The sequence below is a fragment of the Virgisporangium ochraceum genome (assembly GCF_016863655.1).
Classification (GTDB): domain Bacteria; phylum Actinomycetota; class Actinomycetes; order Mycobacteriales; family Micromonosporaceae; genus Virgisporangium; species Virgisporangium ochraceum.
This window is the reverse complement of sequence record NZ_BOPH01000062.1, coordinates 97,144-115,639: the sequence shown is the minus strand read 5'-3', so window position 1 is coordinate 115,639 and position 18,496 is coordinate 97,144. Positions and strand designations below refer to the sequence as shown.

Genomic DNA, 18,496 nt, shown 5'->3' with positions numbered 1-18,496 from the left:
CGGTCAACCCCAAGGGAGGACGACGTGACAGCCGACGACCGCACCGCCGGCGCACCACACCGGGGCACACCCGGGGGCACCCAGCAGCGGGGTGTGCCCCACCCCGGTGCGCCTCATTCCGGAGCGGTGGAGCGGGGGCAGCCCCGGCCTGACGGCGCCGCGTCCCAGCCCGCGTCCCAGCCCACGGCACCGGGCAAGCCGGCCGCCTCCGGAGCCGCCGGTCGGGCCGGTGGCCGCGCGGGAGCCGGGCGCGCACCGTCCCAGGGCAGCGCACCAACGCAGGGCAGCGCACCGTCCCAGGGCGCCGCGGCGTCGCAGGGCGGAGCTCCGGCGGCGGTGCCGATCGGGTCGGCCGGGCAGGCGGGTCAGCCCGCCGGTTCCGGACGCGGCACCGGTGCCGCGGGTGGCCGGCCCCGCAAGTCCAGCCGTCAGCGCGGCGGCGACCAGGAGATCCGCGCCGTCACGGCCGTGGTGAGCGCCTTCCCCGACCTCTTCGCGTCCGACCTCACCGCCCGCCAGCAGCGCATTCTGGAGTTCATCCGGAGCTGGGTGGAGCGGTACGGGTACCCACCCAGCGTCCGCGAGATCGGTGAGGCCGTCGGGCTGGTGTCGCCGTCCAGCGTCGCTTACCAGCTGAAGGTCCTCGAGGGCAAGGGCTACCTGCGGCGTGACCCCAACCGTCCGCGCGCTGTCGACGTCCGGCCGCCGAGCGAGCTCGTCAACGAGGACGAGGAGGCGATGCGCTCCGCGCGTCCCGCCCCCGCCTTCGTGCCGGTGCTGGGCCGCATCGCCGCCGGTGGACCGATCCTGGCCGAGCAGGCCGTCGAAGACGTCTTCCCGCTCCCCCGGGAACTGGTCGGCGAGGGCACTCTCTTCCTGCTCCAGGTCAAGGGTGACTCGATGCTCGACGCCGCCATCTGCGACGGCGACTGGGTCGTCGTCCGCCAGCAGCCCACCGCCAACAACGGCGAGATCGTCGCCGCCATGCTCGACGGCGAGGCCACCGTCAAGACCTACCGCCGCCGCGACGGCCACGTGTGGCTGCTGCCCCAGAACCCGGCCTTCGAGCCCATCAACGGCGACGAGGCCACGATCATGGGACGGGTGGTGGCCGTCCTCCGCCGCATCTGACCGCACCTCGCCACGTGCGGCGAGGTGCGGCCACGTGCGGCCACGCCCCAGCCGCACGACCGCACACCGGTCTTGCAGTTGTGCCCAGCCGGGATGAAGGAGCCGGACGCCCCGATGGGCGGGCGCACAGCTGCAGGACCCGCGGCATGCCTTGAGGCCGCCGATCCCACGCACCGGTCAGATGATGAGCAGGCCGCGCCGGCCAGGCGCGCAAGGGGTTCCGCGCGAGAGCCTCAGCGGCGGCCGTAGCCCTGGTCGTATCCGGGGTCGTGGCGCGGGTCCACCGCGTCCCAGTCGACCTCTGGCGGAGCAGGCGCCCGACGCCCGCCGTACACGCCGCCGCCGGGACCACCGCCACCCGGGCCGCCGCCAGGACCGCCACCTCCCGGGCCGCCGCCGGGACCGGCGCCGCCCCGGCCGTCGCCGGTGGAGGGGACGCCGCGTCCGGGTCCGCCGTCGCCGCCGTGAATGTCGCCCGTGCGGTAGACCGCACCCGTGCGCTCGGAGGCACCCCGGCCGCCGCCCATTCCGGCGCGGCCGCCGCCGACGGGGGCGCCTCTGCCGCCCTGCGTCCGGGGCTCGTCGAAGTCCGCGAAGTCGTCGAACGGCGCCGACCGCGCCGCCACCCGCGCGGAGCCACCGGGCCCACCCCGGCCCGCGCCAGGACCGCCCGGCCCACCAGGACCACCCGGCCCGCCGCGTCCGCCAGGCCCGCCGGGGCCGCCAGGGCCCCCAGGTCCGCCGGAGCCGGGACCGCCCGGGCCTCCCGGCCCGCGTCCCGTGCGGGCGGCGGCCGCGGCGGCCCTCCGCTTCGAGCGGGACCGGCGGATCGCGAACACCCCGACCACCACCAGGATCAGGCCCAGCACCCCGACGGCGCCGACCAGGTACATGATGTCGTCGATCGAGTCGATCGAGAGCAGGCCGCCACCCTCGTCCTCGGCGTCGCCGCCGGCGGCCCTGGTGTCCGCGGCGGCCGGGGCGGCAGCCGCCGGCGTGTAGCGCAGGAGCGGGGTCCGCTGGCTGCCCGCGGGCACCTCCGACGCGGTGACGAACGAGGCGCCGTCGCGGGAGTACGTGATCGCCTCGCCCTGCGGCTCGTTCGGCAGCGGGGTGACCCGCGGCTTGCCGGTCGTCAGCGCCTTGACCACGTCGCCGCCGGCGACGTCCCACTCGAGGGCGTCGCTGTAGGTACGCAGCACGACCTTCTTGCCGTCGGGCGAGGTGGAGCCGCCGGTGATCACGACGCGGCCGGGTGGACCGATGCCGTTCGGGGTGGTGCTCGCCGGGATCGAGAAGTCGCCGACCTTCTTCAACTGGACACCGGCGTTGCTCCGCGGCTGCAGGGCCGCCGACGGCACGTAGATGCCGGGCTTGCCGGCCTCCTTCGTCACGATGATCGGCGTGCCGTCGCCGTTGATCAGCAGGGCTTCGGCGTCGCGGGCACCGTCGGGGTACGTGACCCGGTTGATCACCGGCGCGCGCTCGCCCTTGCCCTGCCGCCACAGCGCCACGGTCTGCCGCTTGGCGTCGTTGTCGCCGATGTCGGCCGACCAGATCGTGCCGTCGGGCGCGACCGCGAGGTCCTCCGGATCGAGCGCCGTCGACGGGTACGCCGTCGAGGTGATCACCTTGCACTGGTTGTCGAGCCGGTAGATCTTCATGGTCGACGTGTCGTTGGCACTGTCGTTGATCGCCAGGAACCCGTTGTCGATCGCGGCCAGCCCCGAGATCTCCATCAGGTTCCGGTCGGTGATGTTGCAGACCGTCTGCCCGCCGCCCGCCGCCGCCGCGGAACCGGACGGTGACGGGGCCGCCAACCCCACACCGGCAGGACCGGTCACCACCATCAGAGCGACGCCGCCAAACGCCGCCAACACCGATCCGAGACGCCGCATCCGTCCAGAATGACAGAGCCGTCCCAGTACCGGTGTTGGCCCTATGGGCACATCACTCTATGTGGTCACCATCGACAACATATGGTGCCAACTCGGCTGCCAGGGCTTCATCGACCCGGGCATGGACAAACGTCCCTTCGCCACGGTGCGCGGTCGACAGCACCTCGCCCCGGCTGTGGACCCGCGCCAGCACCTCACCCCGCGAATACGGGACACATGCCCGCACCTCGATGGCCGACCACGGCAGCCGCTGCTCGACCGCGGCGCGGAGCACGTCGACGCCGAGACCCGTACGGGCCGAGACGAACACCGCCTCCGGCCACAGCCGCTTCAGGCGCAGCAGCGTCTCCTCGTCGGCGGCGTCGGCCTTGTTCACCACGAGCAGCTCGCTGACCTTGTCGGCCTCGACGTCGGCGAGGACCTCGCGGACCGCGCGGACCTGCTCCTCCGGGTCGGGATGCGTGCCGTCGACGACGTGGACCACGAGATCGGCCTGGCCGACCTCCTCCAGCGTCGACCGGAACGCCTCGACGAGCTGGTGCGGCAGGTGCCGCACGAAGCCGACCGTGTCGGACAGCGTGTAGCCGCGCCCCTCCGCTGTGCGGGCCTGCCGGGTGGTGGTGTCGAGCGTCGCGAACAGCGCGTTCTCGACCAGCACGCCGGCGCCGGTCAGCCGGTTGAGCAGGCTGGACTTGCCGGCGTTGGTGTAGCCGGCTATCGCCACGCTGGGCACGTGGTTGCGGCGGCGGTTGCTCCGCTTCGTCTCACGCATCGAGGCCATGCCGGCGATCTGCCGGCGCAACCGCGCGATCCGCGAGTTGATGCGGCGCCGGTCGGTCTCGAGCTTGGTCTCACCGGGACCGCGCAGGCCCACGCCGCCGTTGCCGCCGGCCGAACCACCGGCCTGCCGGCTCATCGCCGCACCCCAACCGCGCAGCCGGGGCAGCAGGTACTGCAGCTGGGCCAGCTCGACCTGCGCCTTGCCCTCCTTGCTCTTCGCGTGCTGGGCGAAGATGTCGAGGATCAGCGCGGTGCGGTCGATGACCTTGACCTTGACCTGCTCTTCCAGGTTGCGGAGCTGGCTGGGCGACAGCTCGCCGTCGCAGATGACGGTGTCGGCGCCGGTGTCGACCACGACGGCGCGCAGGTCGGTGACCTTGCCGCGGCCGATGTAGGTGGACGGGTCGGGCCGCTGGCGCCGCTGGATCAGCCCGTCGAGTACCGCCGCGCCGGCCGTGTCGGCCAGCGCCGCGAGCTCGGAGAGCGAGTTCTCCGCGTCGGACACCGTGCCCTCGGTCCACACGCCGACCAGTACCACCCGTTCGAGGCGGAGCTGCCGGTACTCGACCTCGGTGACGTCGGCGAGCTCGGTGGACAGGCCGGCGACGCGCCGTAGCGCGTTGCGGTCTTCGAGATCGAGAGCACCATCGGTGTCGAGCTCGAGAAAATCGTCGGTAAGTCGCAAGTGACACCCCTCCAGAACTTCGATCGTGGCACGCCCGGCCGTGTGGCGCACGTGCATTCCGTCCCGGGCGCGACCCCGGGTCACCCCGCATCGGGGGCGGCCCACCCCGGTGCACCCGCTCCGGGAGCCCTCCGAGGTCTAAAGTGGGACGCCGCCAGAAGGCCCGAAGGGCCGAGACGGACACGAAGACGCCGAGAAGGACACAAAGACGTGGCCGGAAGGAACAACACCATGAGCAGGGGTCGGCTTCCCAGCGCCGGGTTCTCGATCACGATCCGGATCCAGGTTCCGGCGGAAGCGTCGGCCATCGGACGCCTGACGACCGCCGTCGGCGACGCCGGTGGTGTCGTCACCGCCGTCGACGTGGTCGACTCCGACCCGACGAGCGTCGTCGTCGACCTCACCTGCGACACCGCCGACTCGGGCCACGCCGAGCAGGTCGTCGACATCCTCGAGCAGCTGCCCGGCGTCGAGGTCCGCAAGGTCTCCGACCGCACGTTCCTGCTCCACCTCGGCGGCAAGATCGAGGTGACGTCGAAGGTCAGCCTCCGCACGCGGGACGAGCTGTCCCGCGCCTACACCCCCGGCGTCGCCCGGGTCTGCCTGGCGATCGCCGCCAACCCGGAGGACGCCCGCCGCCTGACGATCAAGCGGAACACGGTCGCGGTGGTCACCGACGGGTCCGCGGTCCTGGGGCTCGGGAACCTCGGCCCCATGGCCGCGATGCCGGTCATGGAGGGCAAGGCGGCCCTGTTCAAGCGGTTCGCCGGCGTCGACGCCTGGCCGGTGGTCCTCGACACGCAGGACACCGAGGAGATCATCAACGTGGTCCGGTGCATCGCGCCCGGCTACGGCGGCATCAACCTGGAGGACATCGCCGCGCCGCGCTGCTTCGAGATCGAGGCCCGCCTGCGCGAGATGCTCGACATCCCGGTCTTCCACGACGACCAGCACGGCACCGCGATCGTCGTGCTCGCGGCGCTCACCAACGCGCTGCGCTGCGTCGAGAAGGCGATCGCCGACGTCCGCGTCGTCGTGTGCGGCGCCGGAGCGGCCGGCACCGCGATCGTCAAGTTGCTGCTGCGCGAGGGCGTGGGGGACGTCGTGGCGGTCGACCGCGACGGCGCGCTGCACCGCGACTCGCCGGCGGTGAACCCGAACTGGGAGTGGCTGGCCCAGAACACCAACCGGGAGAACCGGAAGGGCAGCCTGAAAGAGGTCCTGCGGGGCGCCGACGTGTTCATCGGGGTCAGCGCCCCGAACCTGCTCAGCGGCGACGACATCGCCACGATGGCGCCGAACTCGATCGTCTTCGCGCTGGCCAACCCCGACCCGGAGGTCGACCCGCGGGAGGCCCGCCAGCACGCGGCGGTGGTCGCGACCGGACGCTCCGACCAGCCGAACCAGATCAACAACGTGCTCGCCTTCCCCGGCGTCTTCCGCGGCATGCTCGACGCGCACGCCACCGAGTACACCGACGACATGGGCGTTGCCGCGGCCCGCGCGATCGCCGACACCGTCGGCGAGGAGAAGGTCAACCCGACGGTCATCGTGCCGAGCGTGTTCGACGCGCGCGTCGCGCCCGCCGTGGCGGCGGCGGTCCGGGCGGCGGCCAAGAGCGTGGGCGGGACCATCCCGGTGGACAGCGAGGTCGACGCCGAGGTCGGGCGCACCGCGGTACCCGGTTTCTAACCCGACGACACCGGGTTCGCCCTCGGGAGGACCCGGTACGCGCCGATGGTCGGGCATGGCACATGAGGCGACGCTCGACGTGGCGGACCGGGACCTGGTCCTCGACACGATGCTCGCGCAGCACCCCGGTGCCATGATCGTCGCGATCAACGACAACGGCCTGTTCACCCCGATGCCCACCGCGGTCCCGCTGAGCGGCCAGCACGTGATCACCGGCGCGCCGACGGCGCTGGAGCTCGTGACGCCCGAGGACCGGGTCACGGTCATCGAGGCCTGGGAGCTGCTCAAGCGCGACGGGGTCGCGAACGCCCTGGTGCACCCGCTCACGGTGCCGACCGAGACCGTGCGGCTGCATTTCATCGACGCCCGGCACCGGTACGGCGTGGTGCTCGGGTTCGTCACCGACTTCTCCGGCAGCTTCGGCGGCGCGACCGGGATCACCGAGGTCGAGATGGTTCCGCGGCTCGGCGTCGTGCGCAAGGACCCGCTCGCGGTGATCATCGCGACCGACAGCGCGACCCCGCGGATGCTCGGCTGGTCGGAGGAGGAGCTGGTCGGCCGGCGCACGCTCGACCTGCTCCACCCCGACGACCACCAGCGCGCGATCGACATCTGGATCGACATGCTCGCCAACCCCGGCGCGAGCCGGCGGGTGCGCCTGCGGCACCGGCACCGCGACGGCCGTTACGTGTGGCTGGAGATCACCAACCACAACCACCTCAACGATCCCGAGCACAACTGCGTGATCGCGGAGATGCTGGACATCTCCGACGAGATGGCGGCGCAGGAGGCGCTGGCCGCGAGCGAGCTGCTGCTGCGCCGGTTGACCGAGGCGCTGCCGGTCGGCGTCACGCAGATCGACCCCGAGCTGACGGTCACCTACCAGAACGAGCGGTCCACGGAGATGTTCGGCCCCCGGGTCGGCACCGTCATCGACCCGGAGCACGTGGGCAACGACGGTCCGACGGTCGTGCCGGCGCTGCTCGCCGCCCTGCGCGACAACGTCGACTCCGACCTCGAGGTCTCCTACCTGGCCCGCGACGGCGAGTCGCGGCGGTGCGCGCTGAACATCCGGCCGCTGGCCGCGCAGACCGGCGTGGTCGTCTGCGCCACCGACATCACCGAGTCCGCCCGCCTGCGCGAGGAGCTGCGGCAGCTCGCCACGTTCGACGCGCTCACCGGTTGCCTCAACCGGGCGTCGATCCTGGCTGCGCTCGGGGACGGCGCGGCAGTCGGCGCCGGCTCCGCCGTGGTCTTCCTCGACCTCGACGGGTTCAAGGAGATCAACGACAGCCTCGGCCACGCCGCCGGCGATGCGCTGCTGCGGTACGTGGCCGGCGAGCTGCCGAAGGCGGTCCGCGACACCGACCTGATCGGCCGGCTCGGCGGCGACGAGTTCCTGGTGGTCGCCCACGACGTCGCCGGTCTGGCCGAGGCCCGCCGGATCGGCGAGCAGATCGCCGACCACCTGGCCGGCTGCTGGCTCGACCTGGGCGGCCGGCGGGTGCCGGTCCGCGCGAGCATCGGCATCGCCTGGGCCGACGCGGGCGAGACGGACGCCGACGCGCTCGTCGCGCACGCCGACGCGGCGATGTACCAGGCTAAACGCCAACGTACGGGGCGTTTGGGACTGGTGGTGAGCACCACTCACGCCGCGGCGTGAGTGGAGGCGTGTGCGCGGGCGTGAGTAGCATCTAGCGCGTGCGGGTGCTGCTGATCGGTGCGCCGGGCGCGGGCAAGGGCACGCAGGCCGCCCGCATCGCCCGTCACTTCGGGCTGACCCACATCTCGAGCGGTGACCTCCTGCGGCGGCACGTCGACGAGGGCACGACGATCGGCCGGCAGGTCGCCGAGTACATCGACCGGGGCGACCTCGTCCCCGACGCGATCATCATGGACATGCTGTACAAGCCGGTCATGGCGGCCAGCGCGTCCGGCGGCTACATCCTCGACGGCTTCCCCCGCACGGTCGAGCAGGCCGAGGCGGCCTACGCGGTGGCCGGCGAGCTGGGGGTCCAGGTGCAGTTGGCCGTGCACATCGAGGTGCCCGCCGACGAGCTGACGCGCCGGCTGAAGGCCCGCGGCCGCGGCGAAGACGACAGCGAGTCGGTGATCACGCACCGGCTGAAGGTGTACGAGGACAAGACGATGCCGCTGCTGGCGTACTACGCCGAGCGGGAGAAGCTCGTCACGGTCAACGGCGGCCGGCCGGTCGACGAGGTCACCTGGTCGATCGTGGTGCAGCTACAGCGGGCGCGCCGCAAGCATCTCGTCGATTGACACATCTCCCGACGCCACCAGCACGGCCGGGCCGGCGAGCCAGCACCGCTCGCTCTCGACGGTCACCGTCACGCGCCCGCCCGGCACATCGATCGCCTGAGTGCCGAGGCCGCCCTCCAGCAGCACCGCGGCGACCGCGCACGCCCCGGTGCCGCACGACAGCGTCTCCCCCGAGCCCCGCTCGTAGACGCGCATCCGCCCGTCGTCGGAGACGACCTCGACGTTGACCCCGTGGGGGAACAGCTCGGGATCGAACACCGGGGCGACCGACAGGTCGACCAGCGACACGTCCGGCACCCGGCACACGAGGTGCGGGTTGCCCACGTCGACGGCCTCGCCGGTGAGCGTCAGGTGACCGAGCCGCGCCGACCCGCGCCCGCGCAGGACCGGCCGGCGCATCGTCACGGCGATCGTCTCGCCCTCGACCACGGCCTCCGACACCCCGGCCCGGGTGTCGAAGGACAGCTTCGGCCCCAGCCCCTCGGCGGCGGCCAGGTACCGGGCGAACACCCGCGCGCCGTTGCCGCACATCTCGGCGATGCTGCCGTCGGAGTTGCGGTAGTCCATGAACCAGCGGTCGTCGCGGCGGACCGCCCGGAGCACCCCGTCGCCGCCGATGCCGAACCGCCGGTCGCACAGTGCGCGCACCAGGTCGGGCGTGAGGTCGAGCGCGCCGTCGGGGTCGGGCAGCACGACGAAGTCGTTGCCGGTCCCATGGCCCTTCAAGAACCTCATCGAGCCTCCGCTACCAGGGCGAGTGCGGCCTCCACCAGGTCGGGGCGGGCCGCGTCCAGCCAGACTACCGAGGGGTCACGACGGAACCAGGACCGCTGCCGCCGCACGAACCGCCGCGTCGCCCGTACGGTCTCCTGGCGCGCCTCCTCCTCGGTGAGCTCGCCGTCGAGGAACCGGAGCACCTGCTGGTAGCCGAGCGCCCTGCTCGCGGTCCGCCCGTCGCGGAGCCCGACCCCGGCGAGCGCCGCGACCTCCGCGACCAGCCCGGCCTCCCACATGGCGTCGACCCGGCGGGCGATGCGGTCGTCGAGGTCGGCGGTGTCGCGGTCGACGCCGAGCTGCACCGACTTGTACATCGGCGCGGGTGGGGGCAGTTCCGCCACGAACGGCCGCCCGGTGATCGCGATCACCTCGAGCGCGCGCACGATCCGCCGACCGTTGGTCGGCAGGATCCGCGCGGCGGCCGCGGGGTCGCGTTCACGCAGGCGTTCGTGCAGCGCCGCCGGGCCGTCGGCGGCCAGTTCCGCCTCCAGGTCCGCGCGCAGGTCGGGGTCCGTACCCGGAAAGTCGAAGTCCTCCAGGACCGCGCGCACGTACAGGCCCGAACCACCCACAAGCAAGGGGACGCGCGTGCGGGCGGAACAGTCACGGACAGCTTCGCGGGCCAACGTCTGGTACCCGGCCACACTGGCGGGTTCCGTAACGTCCCAGATATCTAGTACGTGATGCTTGATGCCTTCACGTTCTGATACGGCCAGCTTTGCGGTGCCGATGTCCATTCCCCGGTACAGCTGCATCGAGTCGGCATTGATCACCTCGCCGTCCAGGGCGTCGGCGAGGGCAAGCGAAAGTGCCGTTTTTCCGGCAGCGGTCGGTCCGACGACCGCGACGACCATCACGACCGCCCCCATGATCGCTCCGCGAGCGACGGATACCAGCGGAACGCTGCGGTAACGCGGAACACGGCACTACCGTATCGGCACCGCCGTTCGACTCCCGTACCGCCCGTAACACGCGCAAAGCGTGTCGGAGAAGGTCACGAATCGGCGGCGACGGGTCGACTTAGCCCTAGGACGACCTGTGAGAATGCCGGACGGGGAAACAATGCTGGTGCGATGGCGGCACCGGTGGCACCGGGCTGTGAGTCACGCGGCCCGGAGACGCCGGGGGCCGGATGGAACGAGGATGGCATGAGCGAGCGGGGTATGGCTGATCCGGCGACTTTCGGCCGGGTCGACTCCGACGGCACCGTGTACGTCAAGACCGCGGCGGGGGAGCGATCGGTCGGGTCGTGGCAGGCGGGCACCCCGGAGGAGGGCCTGGCGCACTTCGTGCGCCGGTACCTCGACCTGGTGGTCGAGGTCGACCTGCTCGAGGCCCGGCTGGGCAGCGGTGCGGCCGACGCGTCCCAGACGCTGAACAGCATCCGGCGGCTCCGCAGCGGCCTCGACGAGGCACATGTCGTGGGCGACCTCGACGGGCTGGCGGCCCGGCTCGACAAGCTCGCCACCACCGCCGAGGAGCGGGCCGGCGCGGCGCGGGCCGAGCGGGAGGCCGCGAAGGTCGAGGCCGTCGCGCGCAAGACCGCGCTGGTCGAGGAGGCGGAGAAGATCGCCACCGAGGCCACCGGCTGGAAGTCCGCCGGCGACCGGCTCAAGGAGATCCTCGACGAGTGGAAGACCATCCGCGGCGTCGACAAGAAGACCGACTCCGAGCTGTGGAAGCGGTACGCCGCGGCCCGTGACGGCTTCGCCCGCCGGCGCGGTGCCCACTTCGCCACGCTCGACCAGTCCCGCAAGCAGGCCCAGGGCCGCAAGGAGGAGCTGGTCGTCGAGGCCGAGTCGCTCTCCGAGTCGTCCGAGTGGAACGCCACCGCCGACCGGCTCAAGCAGCTGATGAGCGAGTGGAAGGCGGCGCCCCGCGCGTCGAAGGAGACCGAGCAGAAGCTGTGGGAGCGCTTCCGCGCCGCCCAGGACGCGTTCTTCAAGCGGCGCAGCGAGGTGTTCTCCGCCCGTGACGCCGAGCTCCGCGGCAACCTGGAGCGCAAGCAGGCCCTCCTGGCCGAGGCCGAAGCCATCGACGTCGACGCCGACCCGAAGGCCGCGCAGGCGAAGTTCCGCGAGATCCAGGGCCAGTGGCACGACGTCGGCCGCCTACCCCGCGACGCCGGCTCGGGCATCGACCGCCGCCTACGCGCCGTGGAGGACAAGGTCAAGTCCGCGATGGACGCCGCGTGGCGCCGAACCGCCCCCGCCGACAACCCGTTGCTGGCCCAGATGCGCGACCAGGTAGCCGAGGCCGAGCAGCGCCTGGCCCGAGCCCGCACGGCGGGCGACGCCAAACGGATCCGCGAGGCCGAAAAGGCCCTCGAGTCGAAGCGCCAGTTCCTCGCCTTGGCCGAGGGCGCCAGCTAGCCTTTCCGCGCGCCCTGCCCCGCGCCACCGCGCGCCCTGCCCCGCGCCACCGCGCGCCCTGCCCCGCGCCACCGCGCGCGCCGCTCCCGCGCGCTCCGGCCGCGACCACCCGCATGCCCTGCCGCACATCCACGAGCGCGTGCTCCCGCGCGCCCCGACCGTGCCCTGCCGCGTCCACGCCTCCACGGCGTCGATCTTGCAGTCGTGGCCGCCACTATGTCAGGACTTGTCGCCTTTATCGGGGGCCACAAGTGCAAGATCGACGCGGGTGGAGGGGCGGACGCCGGCGCGGGAGCGGAGAGGGCGGGGGCGCGGAGGGCCGGGGGTGGACGCCCGCCCGGGAGGCGGGGTGGACGCCCGCGCGGGGGACCGAGGGCGGGAGCGGGAGGGCGGGAGCGCGGGAGCGGGAGGGCGGGAGCAGCCTGGTCAGGTGCTGCGGACGGCCAGCTTTGGAGTACCCAGGAGGGTCCCCTGCGGACGGGGAGCGGGGACGGACTGGGCAAGTGCCCAGACGTCGCCGGCCTTGGTCTTCCGGTGGCTGAGTAGCTCGCCGTCGGCGTTCAGGTGGTGCGGCGCGGCGTAGGTGATCTCCGTCTCGACCACGTCGCCGGGGCGGACCTCGGCTCCGCCGGTCGCGAAGTGGACCAGCCGCCCGTCGCGGGCGCGGCCTGACATGCGTCCGGTCGCCTGGTCCTTGCGGCCCTCACCTACGGCGGCCAGGACCTCCACGCGGCGCCCGACCAGCGCCTTGTTCTCCGCCCAGGTGGTCTCCGTGAGCAGCTCGATCAGCCGGTCGTAGCGCTCCTGCACGACCGCCTTGGGCAGCTGGTCGGGCATGTCGGCGGCCGGGGTGCCGGGCCGCTTGGAGTACTGGAACGTGAACGCGCTGGAGAACCGCGCCTGGCGCACCACGTCGAGGGTGCGCTCGAAATCGTCGTCGGTTTCGCCGGGGAAGCCGACGATGATGTCGGTGGTGATCGCCGCGTCGGGCATGGCCCTACGCACGTTCTCGATGATTCCGAGGTACCTGTCGGCCCGGTAGGAGCGGCGCATCCGCCTGAGGACCTCGTCGGAGCCCGACTGCAGCGGCATGTGCAGCGAGTGGCAGACGTTCGGGGTCTCGGCCATCGCGGCGATCACGTCGTCGGTGAAGTCGCGCGGGTGCGGGCTCGTGAAGCGGACGCGCTCCAGGCCCTCGATCGCGCCAGTGGCCCGCAGGAGCTTGCCGAACGCGAGCCGGTCGCCGAACTCGACGCCGTACGAGTTCACGTTCTGCCCCAGCAGCGTCACCTCGAGGACGCCCTCGGCGACCAGCGCCTGCACCTCGGCCAGGATCTCGCCCGGCCGCCGGTCCTTCTCCTTGCCGCGCAGCGCCGGCACGATGCAGAAGGTGCAGGTGTTGTTGCAGCCCACCGAGATCGACACCCAGCCCGCGTAGGCGCTGTCGCGCTTGGTGGGCAGCGTCGACGGGAACACCTCGAGGGACTCGAGGATCTCGACCTCGGCCTTCTCGTTGTGCCGGGCGCGTTCGAGCAGCGTGGGCAGCGAGCCGATGTTGTGCGTGCCGAACACGACGTCGACCCACGGTGCCTTCCGGACGATCTCGCCGCGGTCCTTCTGCGCGAGGCAGCCGCCCACCGCGATCTGCATGCCCGGGTGGGCGTTCTTCACGGGACGCAGGTGGCCGAGGTTGCCGTAGAGGCGGTTGTCGGCGTTCTCCCGCACCGCACAGGTGTTGAACACGACGACGTCGGCCTGCGCACCGTCGGCCGCCTTCACGTATCCGGCCGACTCCAGGAGCCCGGACAGGCGCTCGGAGTCGTGGACGTTCATCTGGCAGCCGAAGGTGCGGACCTCGTAGGTGCGCTGTTCCATGTCCATCTCGATGGACCAGCGTAGGCGGTCACCCGCTACACCGGCAGGGCGATATCCACGTCGTCGACCTGCACGGCGATGTCGGCGGCCTCGGCGGCCGGCCGGATCGGGGTCACCGTGGCGTACTGGCGGTTCAGGTAGTACTCGTCGGTGCCCTCCTCCAGGGCGGCCTCGTTGTCCTCGAGCGTCATCCGCAGGTAGCCCTCGCCGCGCTCGGACACCGTGAACTGCACGGCGCCGAACGTCGCCAGCCGGGCCCGCCGCACGCCGCGGACCTGGTCGAAGCTCGGCACGTCGGGACAGTTGACGTTCAGCACGACGCCCGGCGGGATGTCGGCGAGCGCGGGCAGCAGACGGGTGACCAGCGTGGCCGGCGTCTGCCAGGTCGGCTGCGCCGGCGGGCGGATGCTGTGCCCGACCGAGAACGCGGCGGCGCGGCAGCCACCCAGCGCGGCGGTGAGCGCGGCGCCGACGGTGCCGGAGTGGGTGACCGCCCGGCCCGCGTTGGCGCCGATGTTGATGCCCGAGAGCACCAGGTCGGGCGGCGCGCCGAGGCCACCGGTGAGCGCGACCAGCACGATGAACGCCGGCGACGCCGCCACCGACCAGGCCGTCACACCGGGCAGGCCGGCCAGGGTCCGCGGTTCCACCAGGATGCGGCCGTCGGCCTCCACCGCCGTGAGCGCGGCACTGGCGCCGGAGTACTCCCGGCTCGGCGCGGCGACCGTGATCTCGTGTCCGGCGTCGCGGGTGGCGACCGCGAGAGCGGCGAGGCCCGGGCTGTCGATCCCGTCGTCGTTGGTGATGAGCACGTGCACCGGGATTCCTCCTTTGTCGGTTACCTGCATTATTTCTGTCGGCTGCCGACAGCGGGCCGATCAACCGAAACCTCGGTGAGGGGCGAAAACAGTGCACGGCGTTATCAGTCCGTGACTTTGGCGCGCCGATCACGGAACTGGGCCACGGTTAGAGTTTCGCCCATCGTGGCGGACGCTACGGGCGTTAGGAGCGGCTCTGTATGGAAATGACCAAGACCGAGCCGGCGCGTTCATCGGGCGATCCGTTGATCGTGCTCTCGGAGGTGAACAAGTACTTCGGTTCACTGCATGTGCTGCGCGACATCAACCTGTCGATCGCGCGCGGCGAGGTGGTGGTCGTCATCGGACCATCGGGATCGGGAAAGTCCACCCTCTGCCGGGCGATCAACCGGCTGGAGCCGATCAACACCGGTGCGATCACGTTCGATGGCCGGCTCCTGCCGGCCGAGGGCAAGGCGCTGGCCAAGCTCCGCAGCGAGGTCGGCATGGTGTTCCAGTCCTTCAACCTGTTCGCGCACAAGACCATCCTCGAGAACGTGATGCTCGGGCCGGTCAAGGTCCGCAAGGAGAAGTCCTCCGACGTCCGGAACCGCGCCAACGCCCTGCTCGAACGTGTCGGCATCGCCAACCAGGCCGACAAGTACCCGGCGCAGCTCTCCGGCGGCCAGCAGCAGCGGGCCGCGATCGCGCGGGCGCTGGCGATGCAGCCGAAGGCGATGCTGTTCGACGAGCCCACCAGCGCCCTCGACCCGGAGATGGTCGGCGAGGTGCTCGACGTGATGACCTCGCTGGCCAGTGACGGCATGACGATGGTGGTCGTCACCCATGAGATGGGTTTCGCCCGCCACGCGGCGAACCGGGTGGTCTTCATGGCCGACGGCCAGTTGGTTGAGGAGGCGGAGCCGGCGGAGTTCTTCGCGCGGCCCCGCAGCGACCGGGCCAAGGATTTTCTGTCGAAGATTTTGACGCACTAGTTCTGTTCCCAGTGCGTCGAATGTGGAGGGAGTAGCAATGCGAATCAACCGGCTCGCCGCGTACGCGGCGGTGGCGGTGCTCGCGCTGGGTCTCAGCGCGTGCGGCGGCGACGACGGAGACGACGGCGGTTCGGGTGACGTCAACACCGAAACGACGTTCGCCGCCGGCAGCACCATGCAGAAGCTCAAGGACGCCAAGAAGATCAAGGTCGGCACCAAGTTCGACCAGCCCGGCTTCGGCCTCAAGGGCCTGGACGGCAAGCCCGCCGGCTTCGACGTCGAGATCGCGAAGATCATCGCGAACGAGCTGGGCCTCACCAACGACCAGGTCGAGTTCTCCGAGGCGCCCAGCGCCGTGCGCGAGCAGGTGATCGAGCAGGGCACCGTCGACATCGTCGTGGCGACCTACACGATCAACGACACCCGCAAGCAGCGGATCAGCTTCGCCGGACCGTACTACGAGGCCGGTCAGACGATCATGGTGCGCAACAACGAGTCCGACATCACCGGACCCGACTCGTTCAAGACCACGACCAAGAAGGTCTGCTCGGTCACGAACTCGACCCCGGCGAACAACATCAAGAAGTACCTGCAGAACGAGGGCCAGCAGCTGGTGCTGTTCGACACGTACCAGAAGTGCGTGGACGCCCTGACCGGCAACCAGGTCGACGCGGTCACCACCGACAACGTCATCCTGCTCGGCTTCATCTCGAAGAACGAGGGCAAGTTCAAGCTCGCCGGTGACACCTTCACCAAGGAGCCGTACGGCGTCGGTCTGAAGAAGGACGACACCGACTTCCGCAACTTCATCAACGACACCCTGGAGAAGGCCAACAAGGACGGCCGCTACAAGAAGGCCTGGGACGACACGGCCGGGAAGATCCCGAACGCCAAGCTCCCGGCGATGCCCGCCATCCAGCGGTACTAGTTCCCAATTGACAGAGATGGAGGGTGAGGCAGCCGTGTTCGGAACGGATACGAGCCCATGAGCGCCCTATTCGACAACCTCGATCTGTTCGCCAAGGGTTTCTGGCTCACCCTCCAGCTCTGCATTCTCTCCGCCACCGGCGCGCTGCTCATCGGCACCATCGTGGCGGTGCTGCGGATCTCGCCGGTGCCGCCGCTGCGGTTCCTCGGCACGGCGTACGTCACGGTCTTCCGGAACTCGCCGCTCACGATCGTGTTCTTCATGATCGCGTTCGGCCTCCCGGTGCTGGGGTCGAACGCCGATTTCATGAACATCCCCGGGCTGAACCTGGTGTTCGGCCGGCTCGACTACGACCTGCCGTACTTCCGGTTCGCCGTCGTCGCGCTCTCGCTCTACACCGGGGCGTTCGTGTGTGAGGCGATCCGCAGCGGCATCAACGCCGTTCCACCCGGCCAGGCCGAGGCGGCCCGGGCGATCGGCCTGACCTTCGCCCAGAACCTGCGGTACGTGGTGCTGCCGCAGGCCTGGCAGGCGGCCACCGTGCCGCTGGGCAGCGTGATCATCGCGATGATCAAGAACTCGGCGCTCGCCGGCTTCTTCGGCCTGGTCGGAGACCTGTCGCAGACCGGCTACGACCTGGTGATCTCGCAGGGCGAACCGGTGATCCCGGTGTTCATCGGCATCTCCATCGGCTTCCTCATCCTGACGATGCCGCTGGGCCTGCTGCTCGACCGGTTCGAACGTCGCACGGTAAGGGCCCGGTGATCCATGAGTAACCAGCAGGCGGTTCTGTACGACGCTCCCGGCCCCCGCGCCAGGCGGGTGACGATCATCGTGAGCATCGTCGCCGCGGTGCTCGCCGTGGTGGGCGCGTACTTCTTCGTCTACGTGCCGCTCGAGGAGAAGGGCCAGCTCTCGATGGAGCTGTGGGGCCCGCTCATCGACCCGAGCAACGAGAACTTCGACCAGCTGTGGCAGCGGTTCGGCGAGGGCTTCAAGGCCACCCTGATCGCGGCGTCGCTGGCGATCGTGTGCTCCCTGATCGTCGGCACCGCGCTCGCGATCGCGCGGGTGCAGCTGAAGGCCGTGATGAAGCGGCGCTTCGGCGACATGGGCGGCCTGGGACTGGTCGTCCGCGCGCTCGTGGTGACGCTGAACTTCATCACGCGCCTGTGCGTCGAGGTGTTCCGGGGCATCCCGGTGGTCATCACGATCTTCTTCGTGTGGGTGCTCCTGAGCCAGGCCGGCGCGGAGGACCTCGACCTCGGCTTCATCACGATCCCGGCACTGACCTACACGCTGGTGATCGGTCTGACCATCTACAACGGCGTGGTGATCGGCGAGATCCTGCGCTCCGGCATGGAGGGCCTGCCGTCCGGCCAGCGCGAGGCGGCCGACGCGATCGGCCTGAGCACGTTCCAGACGCTGTACATCGTGCTGATGCCGCAGGCGTTCCGCATCATGCTGCCGGCGCTGATCAGCCAGCTCGTGGTGGTGCTGAAGGACACCTCGCTCGGCTTCATCATCACGTACGAGGAGATCCTGCGGGTCGCCGGCCAGACCATCCAGTTCCTCGGCAACGGCATCCAGACGTACGTCGTCATCGGCACCATCTACATCATCATCAACTACGCGTTGTCGAAGCTGGCCGAATACGTCCAGCGCCGCCTGGCGCGCGGCCGCAGATCCCCGAAGCAGGCCGCTCCAGCTCCCCCCGCGGCGGTAGCGGCCGACGCGTAGCCCTCCGTCCCCCGCCGATCTTGCAGTTGTGGCCCCCCGCAAACCCGGGTTATTCCGGGCAAACAGGGGGCCACAACTGCAGGATCGGCGCTCAGGAGTGGGCGGCCACCACCCCCAGCGCGAACGCCAGTCCCACCAGAGCGGTCATCACGATGGCGGTCCGGCGGAAGCGGCGCTGCAACGGCGCAAGCTCCTCGGGTAGCGCGAACACACGGGCGGGCCAGCCGCGCCAGGAGACCCACCAGAACAGGGCGGCGGCCGCCAGCAGCAGCGCCACCTTCGCCGCGATCAGCGCCCACCAGGTCGTGGTTCTGTCGCCCCCGCCGAGTATCAGCGCCGCTCCGGACAGGCCGAGGAACACGATCATCGCCACGACCCGCCAGCGGTTGCCGGCGGCGAGTTCGCGGTACACGTCCTCGGCCTTCGCCGGATCGCCGAAGAGTCTGCCGATCCGGGGCTGCACGACGCCCAGGCTGTAGACCATCGACCCCAGCCAGACAGCGCCGATGCCGGAATGGATCAACCCCAGCAGTACGGTCATGCCCG

The 18,496-nt window shown here is 71.1% G+C and carries 16 protein-coding genes; 9 read left to right on the top strand and 7 right to left on the bottom strand.

Going from position 1 to position 18,496, the window contains the following annotated elements; genetic code table 11:
- The first annotated feature begins 450 nt into the window (after positions 1 to 450).
- Positions 451 to 1,131 (top strand): transcriptional repressor LexA, encoded by a 681-nt coding sequence (gene lexA, locus Voc01_RS22180; protein ID WP_239160398.1) that lies wholly within the window; start codon positions 451 to 453, stop codon positions 1,129 to 1,131.
- Positions 1,132 to 1,364: 233 nt separating this feature from the next.
- Here lexA and Voc01_RS22175 read toward each other — a convergent pair whose 3' ends face one another.
- Positions 1,365 to 3,029, bottom strand: a complete 1,665-nt coding sequence (locus Voc01_RS22175; protein WP_203929412.1) for an NHL repeat-containing protein — start codon at positions 3,027 to 3,029, stop codon at positions 1,365 to 1,367.
- Between the two features lie 52 nt (positions 3,030 to 3,081).
- Entirely contained in the window at positions 3,082 to 4,551 is a 1,470-nt protein-coding gene (gene hflX / locus Voc01_RS22170) for a GTPase HflX (protein ID WP_203929411.1), read from the bottom strand.
- Between the two features lie 174 nt (positions 4,552 to 4,725).
- On the opposite strand from hflX, the gene Voc01_RS22165 reads away from it, so the two are divergent.
- The 3 genes from Voc01_RS22165 to Voc01_RS22155 are packed head-to-tail and all read left to right on the top strand — an operon-like array spanning position 4,726 to position 8,466.
- Positions 4,726 to 6,186: an NAD-dependent malic enzyme gene (locus Voc01_RS22165; protein WP_203929410.1), complete on the top strand. Its 1,461-nt coding sequence runs from the start codon at positions 4,726 to 4,728 to the stop codon at positions 6,184 to 6,186.
- 55 nt (positions 6,187 to 6,241) lie between these two features.
- Positions 6,242 to 7,849 carry a sensor domain-containing diguanylate cyclase gene (locus tag Voc01_RS22160; RefSeq protein WP_203929409.1) on the top strand — a complete coding sequence of 536 codons (1,608 nt, stop codon included), beginning with the start codon at positions 6,242 to 6,244 and terminating at the stop codon, positions 7,847 to 7,849.
- Positions 7,850 to 7,887: 38 nt separating this feature from the next.
- Positions 7,888 to 8,466, top strand: a complete 579-nt coding sequence (locus tag Voc01_RS22155) for an adenylate kinase (protein ID WP_203929408.1) — start codon at positions 7,888 to 7,890, stop codon at positions 8,464 to 8,466.
- Here the strand turns inward: Voc01_RS22155 and dapF are convergent.
- Both dapF and miaA read right to left on the bottom strand, forming a co-directional pair.
- Positions 8,431 to 9,201 (bottom strand): diaminopimelate epimerase, encoded by a 771-nt coding sequence (gene dapF, locus Voc01_RS22150; RefSeq protein WP_203929407.1) that lies wholly within the window; start codon positions 9,199 to 9,201, stop codon positions 8,431 to 8,433. The two genes, Voc01_RS22155 and dapF, sit on opposite strands and share 36 nt — an antisense overlap.
- A complete protein-coding gene (gene miaA, locus Voc01_RS22145) occupies positions 9,198 to 10,112 on the bottom strand; it encodes a tRNA (adenosine(37)-N6)-dimethylallyltransferase MiaA (RefSeq protein ID WP_203929406.1) in 915 nt (304 codons plus the stop codon). Before miaA ends, dapF begins: the two co-directional genes overlap by 4 nt.
- Positions 10,113 to 10,406: 294 nt before the next feature.
- Here miaA and Voc01_RS22140 point away from each other — a divergent pair, with 294 nt between their 5' ends.
- Entirely contained in the window at positions 10,407 to 11,615 is a 1,209-nt protein-coding gene (locus Voc01_RS22140) for a DUF349 domain-containing protein (protein WP_203929489.1), read from the top strand.
- 426 nt (positions 11,616 to 12,041) lie between these two features.
- Here Voc01_RS22140 and miaB read toward each other — a convergent pair whose 3' ends face one another.
- On the bottom strand, positions 12,042 to 13,496 hold the full coding sequence (gene miaB, locus Voc01_RS22135) for a tRNA (N6-isopentenyl adenosine(37)-C2)-methylthiotransferase MiaB (protein WP_203929405.1): 1,455 nt from the start codon (positions 13,494 to 13,496) through the stop codon (positions 12,042 to 12,044).
- 29 nt (positions 13,497 to 13,525) lie between these two features.
- Positions 13,526 to 14,308 (bottom strand): 5'/3'-nucleotidase SurE, encoded by a 783-nt coding sequence (gene surE, locus Voc01_RS22130; RefSeq protein ID WP_239160386.1) that lies wholly within the window; start codon positions 14,306 to 14,308, stop codon positions 13,526 to 13,528.
- Positions 14,309 to 14,514: 206 nt separating this feature from the next.
- Here surE and Voc01_RS22125 point away from each other — a divergent pair, with 206 nt between their 5' ends.
- Genes Voc01_RS22125 through Voc01_RS22110 form a run of 4 tightly spaced genes read left to right on the top strand, consistent with a single transcriptional unit; the run spans position 14,515 to position 17,950 of the window.
- Entirely contained in the window at positions 14,515 to 15,282 is a 768-nt protein-coding gene (locus Voc01_RS22125) for an amino acid ABC transporter ATP-binding protein (protein WP_203929403.1), read from the top strand.
- 37 nt (positions 15,283 to 15,319) lie between these two features.
- Entirely contained in the window at positions 15,320 to 16,210 is an 891-nt protein-coding gene (locus Voc01_RS22120; RefSeq protein WP_203929402.1) for a glutamate ABC transporter substrate-binding protein, read from the top strand.
- Positions 16,211 to 16,267: 57 nt separating this feature from the next.
- Positions 16,268 to 16,975 (top strand): amino acid ABC transporter permease, encoded by a 708-nt coding sequence (locus Voc01_RS22115; RefSeq protein WP_203929401.1) that lies wholly within the window; start codon positions 16,268 to 16,270, stop codon positions 16,973 to 16,975.
- A gap of 3 nt (positions 16,976 to 16,978) precedes the next feature.
- Positions 16,979 to 17,950, top strand: a complete 972-nt coding sequence (locus Voc01_RS22110; RefSeq protein WP_203929400.1) for an amino acid ABC transporter permease — start codon at positions 16,979 to 16,981, stop codon at positions 17,948 to 17,950.
- Positions 17,951 to 18,041: 91 nt separating this feature from the next.
- Here the strand turns inward: Voc01_RS22110 and Voc01_RS22105 are convergent, their stop codons facing one another.
- Positions 18,042 to 18,491, bottom strand: a complete 450-nt coding sequence (locus tag Voc01_RS22105) for a hypothetical protein (protein WP_203929399.1) — start codon at positions 18,489 to 18,491, stop codon at positions 18,042 to 18,044.
- Positions 18,492 to 18,496 lie beyond the last annotated feature (5 nt).

What these genes read in the sequence shown, in the direction of transcription:
- dapF (WP_203929407.1), bottom strand. Translation starts at nt 9,201, where the DNA reads ATGAGGTTCTTGAAGGGCCATGGGACCGGCAACGACTTCGTCGTGCTG.
- Voc01_RS22105 (WP_203929399.1), bottom strand. Translation starts at nt 18,491, where the DNA reads ATGACCGTACTGCTGGGGTTGATCCATTCCGGCATCGGCGCTGTCTGG.
- hflX (WP_203929411.1), bottom strand. Translation starts at nt 4,551, where the DNA reads ATGCACGTGCGCCACACGGCCGGGCGTGCCACGATCGAAGTTCTGGAG.
- Voc01_RS22110 (WP_203929400.1), top strand. Translation starts at nt 16,979, where the DNA reads ATGAGTAACCAGCAGGCGGTTCTGTACGACGCTCCCGGCCCCCGCGCC.
- miaB (WP_203929405.1), bottom strand. Translation starts at nt 13,496, where the DNA reads ATGGACATGGAACAGCGCACCTACGAGGTCCGCACCTTCGGCTGCCAG.
- Voc01_RS22115 (WP_203929401.1), top strand. Translation starts at nt 16,268, where the DNA reads ATGAGCGCCCTATTCGACAACCTCGATCTGTTCGCCAAGGGTTTCTGG.
- Voc01_RS22120 (WP_203929402.1), top strand. Translation starts at nt 15,320, where the DNA reads ATGCGAATCAACCGGCTCGCCGCGTACGCGGCGGTGGCGGTGCTCGCG.
- Voc01_RS22175 (WP_203929412.1), bottom strand. Translation starts at nt 3,029, where the DNA reads ATGCGGCGTCTCGGATCGGTGTTGGCGGCGTTTGGCGGCGTCGCTCTG.
- Voc01_RS22140 (WP_203929489.1), top strand. Translation starts at nt 10,407, where the DNA reads ATGGCTGATCCGGCGACTTTCGGCCGGGTCGACTCCGACGGCACCGTG.
- Voc01_RS22160 (WP_203929409.1), top strand. Translation starts at nt 6,242, where the DNA reads ATGGCACATGAGGCGACGCTCGACGTGGCGGACCGGGACCTGGTCCTC.
- miaA (WP_203929406.1), bottom strand. Translation starts at nt 10,112, where the DNA reads ATGGGGGCGGTCGTGATGGTCGTCGCGGTCGTCGGACCGACCGCTGCC.
- Voc01_RS22165 (WP_203929410.1), top strand. Translation starts at nt 4,726, where the DNA reads ATGAGCAGGGGTCGGCTTCCCAGCGCCGGGTTCTCGATCACGATCCGG.
- Voc01_RS22125 (WP_203929403.1), top strand. Translation starts at nt 14,515, where the DNA reads ATGACCAAGACCGAGCCGGCGCGTTCATCGGGCGATCCGTTGATCGTG.